The organism is Methanosarcina baikalica (assembly GCF_031461075.1).
GTDB classification, from domain to species: Archaea; Halobacteriota; Methanosarcinia; order Methanosarcinales; family Methanosarcinaceae; genus Methanosarcina; species Methanosarcina baikalica.
The window spans coordinates 47,152-55,063 of the sequence record NZ_JAVKPK010000020.1; the positions used below are offsets into that span (position 1 = coordinate 47,152).

Genomic DNA, 7,912 nt, shown 5'->3' on the forward strand with positions numbered 1-7,912 from the left:
CTTTTTGCCAATCATTTATCGCGAAGTCTGTTATTTTTTCGAAAAGGTCAAGTATATATGTCGATTAGTAACGTCTATTTAATAACGTTCGAATATGTGAGCTAACCATGGTGTATAATAATAAGAACATAGACGAGTCTTCGGGGAATATGGACGAATCCGCTCAAAAATTGGGCGAGTCTGTTCAGGACGTAGACAAGTCTGCGGCCGGGAAGGATGAGTCATCTGCGGCCGGGAAGGATGAGTCCGGTAGGGGTATAACTGGATCCGAATCCAATCAGGTTACTGAATCCGATAAGGTTACGGCCGAGTCTCAGTCTAATCACGATATGGATGAAGATGTTGACATCGGCTTCCTGTTTGAAAACACTTCTAACATAGACGTACCCAAACTTCTTATCGACCAGGTGCTGGGGCAGGAGCATGCCGTAGAAGTCGTAAAGAAAGCGGCTAGCCAGAGACGGCACATCATGATGATAGGAACCCCAGGGACAGGGAAATCCTTACTTGCAAAAGCAATGGCAGAGCTTCTTCCCAAAGAAGAACTCAAGGATATCCTTGTATATCCTAATATGGAAGACCTCAACAATCCTAAAATAAGGGAGGTTCCTGCCGGAAAGGGCAGAGAAATCGTCATGGCTCACAAGATGGAGGCCAGGAAGAAAGCGCAGGCCAGGAACATGCTCATGATGCTTTTTGTATTGGGCATTATAATCTATTCTTATTTTGTTGCCCAATTGCTCTGGGGAATTATTGCAGGCATCATGATCCTCATGTTAACCCGCCAGTTCCTTCCTAAAGAGGAAATGATGATCCCGAAAATGGCGGTTTCCAATTATGACAAAGAGCACGCACCTTATATCGATGCAACCGGAGCCCACGCAGGAGCTCTGCTTGGTGATGTCAGGCACGACCCTTTCCAGTCAGGCGGGCTTGAGACCCCTGCTCACGACAGGGTAGAAGCCGGAGATATCCACAAGGCCCACAAAGGTGTGCTCTTTATTGATGAAATCAATACTCTCAGGCTGGAATCCCAGCAGAGTCTCCTGACTGCACTTCAGGAAAAGGAATATCCTATTACCGGGCAGTCCGAAAGAAGTTCAGGCGCTCTTGTTAAAACTGAACCTGTACCTTGCGACTTTATTATGGTCTCTGCAGGGAACCTGGACGCAGTGCAGAAGATGCACCCTGCGCTCAGGTCAAGAATAAAAGGTTACGGTTACGAAGTCTACATGCGGGACTCCATGGAAGACTCCGCTGAAAATCGGAAGAAAATGGTCCGTTTCGTTGCCCAGGAAGTTGTTCGGGACGGGCATATTCCTCACTTTGACGAAGGCGCAGTAGAAGAAGTAATCCGTGAAGCCAGAAGGCGGGCAGGCAGAAAAGGCCATCTTACCCTGAAGCTCCGTGACCTTGGCGGACTTGTGCGCGTGGCAGGAGACATTGCCCATTCCGAAGGCGCTCCAATTACAACTGCAGAACATGTGCTTGCAGCAAAGACGATTGCAAGGTCTATCGAACAGCAGCTTGCAGACAGTTACCTGGATCAGCGTAAGGAATACGAATCCTTCATGAAAAATGGTTCCGCTGTGGGCAGGGTCAACGGGCTTGCAGTCATGGGTGGAGATTCCGGAATTGTACTACCCATAGTTTCCGAAGTCACCCCTGCACTTTCCGGGACCGAAGGACGCATTATCGCAACAGGTAAGCTTAAGACGATTGCAAAGGAAGCAGTACTAAATGTCTCTGCCGTGATTAAGAACATGACCGGTACGGACGTATCCAGACATGACGTCCACATCCAGTTTGTAGGGACCTATGAAGGTGTTGAAGGAGATAGTGCATCAGTTTCCATTGCAACAGCCGTCATATCTGCCATTGAGAAGATTCCTGTGGACCAGACGGTGGCAATGACAGGTTCCCTCTCTGTAAGGGGAGATGTCTTGCCTGTAGGTGGAGTAACCTACAAGATCGAGGCTGCAGCCCGGGCAGGTATAAAGAAAGTTATTATCCCGAAAGCAAACGAGGCAGATGTTCTTATTGAAAAGGCGTACCGGGATAAGATTCAAATTGTTGCGGTTTCCACGATTGCGGAAGTGCTGGAGCATAGTCTTGTGGGCCCTAGAAAGAACACTATTATCGAAAAACTGAAGAACATTACAAAACTCAGTTTCGATATTCCTGATGTCTCATCCGCTACCGTACAGGCTAAAAATCTTCTTGGATGCAGGAACTGATTATGACAGGTATTATGCAGGACATCAAATTTCACGACTGCAGGGTTATAGAGGGAAGTTCCACCTCTATTGTCCTGGATAACGGAAAGATCGAAGAAATTTCCCGAAACTTCACGCGGGGGGCCGGCATAAGGGCTCTCTGTGGGGGTTCCTGGGGCTATACGGCTATAGAAGGAGAAATCGACCTTAAACAGGGAGTAGAAGCTGCATCAAAACTTGCTTTTTCTATGAATACTAACACTCCCAAAGAAGCTGTAGAGCTTGCAGCCGTGAATTTCCCGGAGATGATGAATCTCCCTGAGATCAGGATCGATCCAAGGGATGTTGCTATCGAGGAAAAGGTTGACCTTTTGAAGAGCATAGAAACTAATGCAAAGGTAAAAGGAGTCAACAGCACCAAAGTAATGTATCTGGAAGCCGAGTTTAAAATCGAATACCGGAATTCCGAGGGCCTGGAATGTGCCTATGAGCTTCTGAACGTCGGTTTTTCCGTTTCTGCAGTTGCTTCGGAGAACGGCGTATATCAGGCAGGCAGGGAGAGCCGGTTTGGTTATGGATATGAGCTCTTTGAGAAAGAAAATGTTCTTGAGCTTGCAGGCAGGGCAGGGAACACCGCAGTCGAACTTCTTAAAGCGAAAACCCCTAAAGGCGGGGAGATGCCTGTAATTCTTGATCAGGAACTGGCTGGCGTCTTTGCCCATGAAGCCGTTGGACATGCTTCGGAAGCCGATCTTGTTCTCGAAGGGGATTCGATCCTTGAAAACAGGATAGGAGAACAGATTGCATCTCCCCTTATTACGATCATCGATGACCCTACCCTTCACGAGTTCGGTTACTATCCTTTTGATGCTGAAGGAGCACAATCAAGAAGGACCGAGATTATAAGTAAAGGGGTTTTTAATTCCTATCTCCATTCTCGAGAAACTGCAGCCAAACTCGGGGGAACTCCAGGGAACTGCAGGGCTCAAGGTTATTCCATGCCAGTTGTCAGGATGAGCAATACCTTCATAGACAACGGGGATGCCAGGTTTGAAGAAATGCTTGAAGAGGTCAGGGATGGAATGTATCTTATCGGATCCAGAGGCGGACAGGTGAATACAGGGGAAGGGATTTTCCAGTTCAATGCCGAAAAAGGGTACCTGATAAAAAACGGAGAACTCACTGAACTTATAAGGGACGTCTCTCTCTCTGGAAAAACCCTTGAGATTCTCAACCAGGTAGTTCTTGTGGGCAATGACCTGAAAATGACTGCAGGCAGATGTGGAAAAGCCGGGCAGCTTGTGCCCGTATCAGACGGTTCTCCTCATCTGGCCATCTCAAAAGCCCTTTTGGGAGGTGCCTGAAGATGTACGATCTTGCAAGAAAAGCCCTCAAGCTGGCAGAAAAAGCAGGAGCTGAGGAGGCTGAAATCTATTACGCTGCAAGTCACTCAACAGGTGTGAATTTTAAAAAGGATGCCCTTGAGAGTGCTAAAGATCGCTTCTCGGAAGGCATAGGTATCCGGGCTATAGTAAATGGAGCTGTGGGTTTTGCCAGCACAAATTCTAAAGTAAAAATCGAAAATGCTGTTGAAGTTGCAGTTTCCGAAGCCAGGGTCCGAGAAAACGACCCTGATTGGGTGTGTTTACCTTCTAATGAAAAATATCCCACGGTATCGGGCATCTTTGATAAAAAAGTCGAGGCGATGGAACTCGAAGAGTGTATTGGGTATGCCCTGGCACTCGTTGAAGGCACAAAAGAGTTTCCAGGTACGCTTCCGACTTCAGGAGGCTTTACCCGGGCAAAGGGCAGACAACTTATCCTGAATACAAACGGGATAGAAATAGAAGAAGAATCCACAGCGGTTTCAGGTTTTGTGGATGTTATTACGGTAAACGGGCATACTTCAACAGCTTATGATTTTGCCGTTTCTCGTTCTCTTGATATCGATTTTTTTGCTATCGGAAAAAGTGCATCTCAACTTGCCCTGAAGTCTAATGGCGGAATAAAAATCGAACCTCAAAAGACTGACGTGATCTTCCATCCTTTTGCCTTCTCAGATATTATTGAAGAGGCCTTTGCCCCTTCAATTGACGCGGACAATGTCCAGAAGGGAAGGTCAGGCCTGATAGAAAAGCTTGGAGAGGAACTGGCAGTTCCGGAACTTAGCATCTACGATGACGGGCTGATTGAGGCAGGAATCGAGACTTCAGTGTCTGACGACGAAGGGATTCCTTCACAGAGAACCACTGTAATCGAGAAAGGTGTGCTTGAAACCTATCTATATGACAGCTATACCGCAGGAAAAGCAGGCGTGAAGAGCACAGCAAATGGCTCAAGGTCTTCTTATACAAGTCCTCCTTCGGTAGGGCTAAGGAACTTCATTATCGATTATCCGAAGACGGATGTTATTGCTGATACGCAGTCCGGAATTTTCGTAAATACGATTATCGGTGCCCACACAGCAAACTCAATTTCAGGAGATTTTTCCGTAGAAGCCAGAAATGCTTTCACAATCAAAGACGGAGCTCTTGATAAGCCTGTAAAGTCTCTTATGATTTCGGGCAATGCTTTCGAACTCTTAAAACATATCACAGGTGCAGGCTTTGATGTCAGGAAAGTCGGCGGCATAATTACGCCTTCTATCCGGGTTTCGGATATGAGTGTAATAGGTTAAAGGCTCTTTAAGCCTTTTCTTTTTTATAATGATGCGTTGCAGAAAGAATACTGCATTTTAACGAGAATACTGTATTTTAACAGGATTCAGTTTGCGGAAAAATTTCCCTTCATTCCTCAATTTCGTCTTTTACGACCAGCACCGGTATTTTCGAATGCCTTACTACATTTTCAGCTACGCTTCCCAACAGGAACCTTTCAAGTCCTGTTTTTCCAAGTGTACCCATGACGATAATGTCTATGCCTTCTTGTTCTGCAAACTCCAAAATTTTTTCTGCAGGATGCCCTTCAAGAGTTACAGGTTCTACCTTAATGCCGGCAGTTTTTCCGGCATCTTCAATAAAAGCAACGGCTTTATCCCCTTCATCCTGTAGAAATTCTCTTAATGATTTTTCCCACCCAAAGTCTCTTTGAGAATAGCCTGACGGGGCAATTACGTACACAGCATAGAGCTTTGCTCCACTGAGCCTCGCAAGCTCAATTCCTGTTTCAATTGCCTTTCTGACGGCTTTCGAACCGTCGGTTGCAACCATTATCTTTTCGTATTTTTTGCCTTCCACCCTAAAATCCCCAATTTTTTACATTATACCCTACAATTCCAAACCTCTGGAAACTTTCTATTGTGCAGGCATTTTCTTATTTGTCCCCTCTTACCGAAAAATGCATCCCATCCACATATTATTATATACAATTATTATATAAATTACTTTTTAGTTAAGTTTTCATCTATTTGCTCTTGAGCAGATCCCAAAACTCAAAATTGCTTCTCTAAATCTCTTATGTTGAATGCCCAACAGAGTTTCTGATCATGAAAGCAATTCTGAAAAACTCAAATGATTAAGAATAAAATGGATTTTGAGATCGGATCATTGAAATCCTTTCAATTTTTCTGCGTAGAATAATTCTCTGTTTTATTAGTCATATAGGATAAAAAGCTCTAAAACTCAATGTATTTTTTAATTATTTTGGCACAAAAAGGAATCAGCTTTCTTACGCAGCAAAATAGTTATATAGAGCTTAATCGTCAAAAAGGGTTGGTGAACGGATAACGCTCAAAATCAAGTATTATTTACAATAATTATATCCAACATATTTTAACCTCCTCCAAAAACCCCCGTTCACTACTATGTTTTTTATATCTTTTTTAAGTTTATACAAGTAATTTTTAGTTATCTTTCTTCTACTTTTCTTCTTTCAGATCGCCTTATTCTAAATTTTCAGGAACTTCCTTATTGCAAGAAAAACTTTTCCGGAAGCTTCTCTTGATCTTATGAAGCGATACTTAGCAATACTAACAGAATTGAGAACCTGACAAAATGCTTACAGTTGAGTACGCGACAATCTGAAGGTCCGGGAGCGTCCCGAAAAATCGCTACTTTTCCTGGAAGCTGGCTGCGAAGTGCAAAAATAGGGAGCATTTTCATGCTCCCAAGCATGAGCACGATCATTGCCTGCATGTTTGTGACCTCCCCCGACCGAATACAGTGGACCCACAAGAGAGATTCCCAGGATAGGACTTGCTACATAGCTTGTCAGCGGGACGATTGATCGAGAGATATTTTAAAAAGTTCAGCACCAGGAAATACACTGAAAATCTCGAAAGCTCCCTGTTTCTGAAGAACTAAAATAATAGCAGTTGCAATAATGTAAACTCCTGCAATCCCCAAAAAGCTCTGAATTCTTTCTAAGTACAGGGACTGCAAAATTCAGTACTCTGATGAAAAGGCCTATCCGTGAGAATTATTTGCATAGATCAGTAAATCAATATATCCAGAAAAAGTCCTTGATTTCCGCCTTGAAAAATTTAATATTTACTTCCTTCTTCGGTACTTTCTTCCCTTACAACAAGTACTGCTTTTTTAGAGTGCCTTACCACATTTTCGGCCACGCTTCCGAGCAGGAATCGATCAATTCCGGTTCTTCCGAGTGTACCCATAACGATGATGTCAATACCGTTCTTTTCTGCAAAATCGACAATCTCATTTGCAGGGCTTCCTTCAAGAAGGACGGATTCTACCTTAACATTTGCAGCTTTTCCGGCGTTTTCGACATAAGCTGTTGCTTCCTCACCTTCAGTCCTGAAATATTCTAAAGTGGTCTTTTCCCATTCCACATCTTTGGGATAACCTATCGAAAGCCCTCCAGGTGCGATAACATAGACAGCATACAGTTTTGCGTCGCTAATTTTTGCGATTTCAATTGCCTCATCAACTGCTCTTTTGACGAGTTCAGAACCGTCGGTTGCAATCATTATCTTGCTGAAACTACTGCTATTCATATCTGGCTCCCCCTTTTAAGTTCTCTCTGTTAATAGGACAACGTCCTTTATATAATCTCATTCAGGAAGGAAGCGATGGCGCAGACGGGCACGATTACTTGCAGCTGAATGCGCCAGCATGATTCTGTTTATCTTGCGAGTTACAGCAGTTTAAGTCGGTACTAAAACTAATCCATGCAAAATCTAGGACAGATACATTTTTCTAACCGCAACTTACTGGTGAATAACTGCGCAGTCGATTATTTTATGGTTTTTGTTCCGTCTTCCCGCAAAATTGGCATAGAATTTAGAGTTTTAAGTTAGGATTTTGAAGCTTGTAGGCACACATGTGCTAGAGTGAGTTACTAAATGGAATAGCACTGGGAACCTGAGGAAGCTTTCCTTATAACCCGTGATCGGTAAGCATAGGATCTTTAATACGCGCAGTTATTCATCAGTATATTGCAGGTAGAGAATGAATCTGCCTAGGTTTTGTAAGGATTAGTTTAAATATCAACTTAGGTGACTTTTGAATTGTACAAATTCTCTTTTATATATGTCCTAAATATGAGTTTGGGCATTACATCCTATATATTCTTTCGGTGTAAATTCTCGAACAATCAAATATTAAGAACGAATCTCAGACTCAAAATACTACGAAAAATAGTATAATTTCATACACCATACTAAAAATTTATAAAGAATTAATTCAAAAAAGTTTATGGAGTGTGCAAAAAATAACTCTCACAACACATGAACTTGG

The 7,912-nt window shown here is 43.4% G+C and carries 6 protein-coding genes; 3 read left to right on the plus strand and 3 right to left on the minus strand.

The window, feature by feature from the left end; all coding sequences use genetic code 11:
* The first annotated feature begins 107 nt into the window (after positions 1-107).
* From lonB to RG963_RS06700, 3 genes are read left to right on the plus strand one after another with little or no spacing between them, the layout of a single operon-like run.
* Positions 108-2,237: an ATP-dependent protease LonB gene (gene lonB / locus RG963_RS06690; protein ID WP_310575495.1), complete on the plus strand. Its 2,130-nt coding sequence runs from the start codon at positions 108-110 to the stop codon at positions 2,235-2,237.
* Positions 2,225-3,580 (plus strand): TldD/PmbA family protein, encoded by a 1,356-nt coding sequence (locus RG963_RS06695; RefSeq protein WP_396654694.1) that lies wholly within the window; start codon positions 2,225-2,227, stop codon positions 3,578-3,580. Before lonB ends, RG963_RS06695 begins: the two co-directional genes overlap by 13 nt.
* A 2-nt stretch (positions 3,581-3,582) precedes the next feature.
* Positions 3,583-4,893 (plus strand): TldD/PmbA family protein, encoded by a 1,311-nt coding sequence (locus RG963_RS06700; protein WP_310575497.1) that lies wholly within the window; start codon positions 3,583-3,585, stop codon positions 4,891-4,893.
* 109 nt (positions 4,894-5,002) lie between these two features.
* Here RG963_RS06700 and RG963_RS06705 read toward each other — a convergent pair whose 3' ends face one another.
* From RG963_RS06705 to RG963_RS06715, 3 genes are all read right to left on the minus strand, one after another.
* Positions 5,003-5,452 carry a universal stress protein gene (locus RG963_RS06705; protein WP_310575498.1) on the minus strand — a complete coding sequence of 150 codons (450 nt, stop codon included), beginning with the start codon at positions 5,450-5,452 and terminating at the stop codon, positions 5,003-5,005.
* Positions 5,453-6,160: 708 nt separating this feature from the next.
* Positions 6,161-6,349: a hypothetical protein gene (locus tag RG963_RS06710; RefSeq protein WP_310575499.1), complete on the minus strand. Its 189-nt coding sequence runs from the start codon at positions 6,347-6,349 to the stop codon at positions 6,161-6,163.
* 347 nt (positions 6,350-6,696) lie between these two features.
* The gene (locus tag RG963_RS06715) at positions 6,697-7,170 is read right to left on the minus strand and encodes a universal stress protein (protein ID WP_310575500.1); all 474 of its coding nucleotides are present in this window, start codon (positions 7,168-7,170) and stop codon (positions 6,697-6,699) included.
* Positions 7,171-7,912 lie beyond the last annotated feature (742 nt).

What these genes read in the sequence shown, in the direction of transcription:
- lonB (WP_310575495.1), top strand. Translation starts at nt 108, where the DNA reads ATGGTGTATAATAATAAGAACATAGACGAGTCTTCGGGGAATATGGAC.
- RG963_RS06695 (WP_396654694.1), top strand. Translation starts at nt 2,225, where the DNA reads ATGCAGGAACTGATTATGACAGGTATTATGCAGGACATCAAATTTCAC.
- RG963_RS06700 (WP_310575497.1), top strand. Translation starts at nt 3,583, where the DNA reads ATGTACGATCTTGCAAGAAAAGCCCTCAAGCTGGCAGAAAAAGCAGGA.
- RG963_RS06710 (WP_310575499.1), bottom strand. Translation starts at nt 6,349, where the DNA reads ATGCAGGCAATGATCGTGCTCATGCTTGGGAGCATGAAAATGCTCCCT.
- RG963_RS06715 (WP_310575500.1), bottom strand. Translation starts at nt 7,170, where the DNA reads ATGAATAGCAGTAGTTTCAGCAAGATAATGATTGCAACCGACGGTTCT.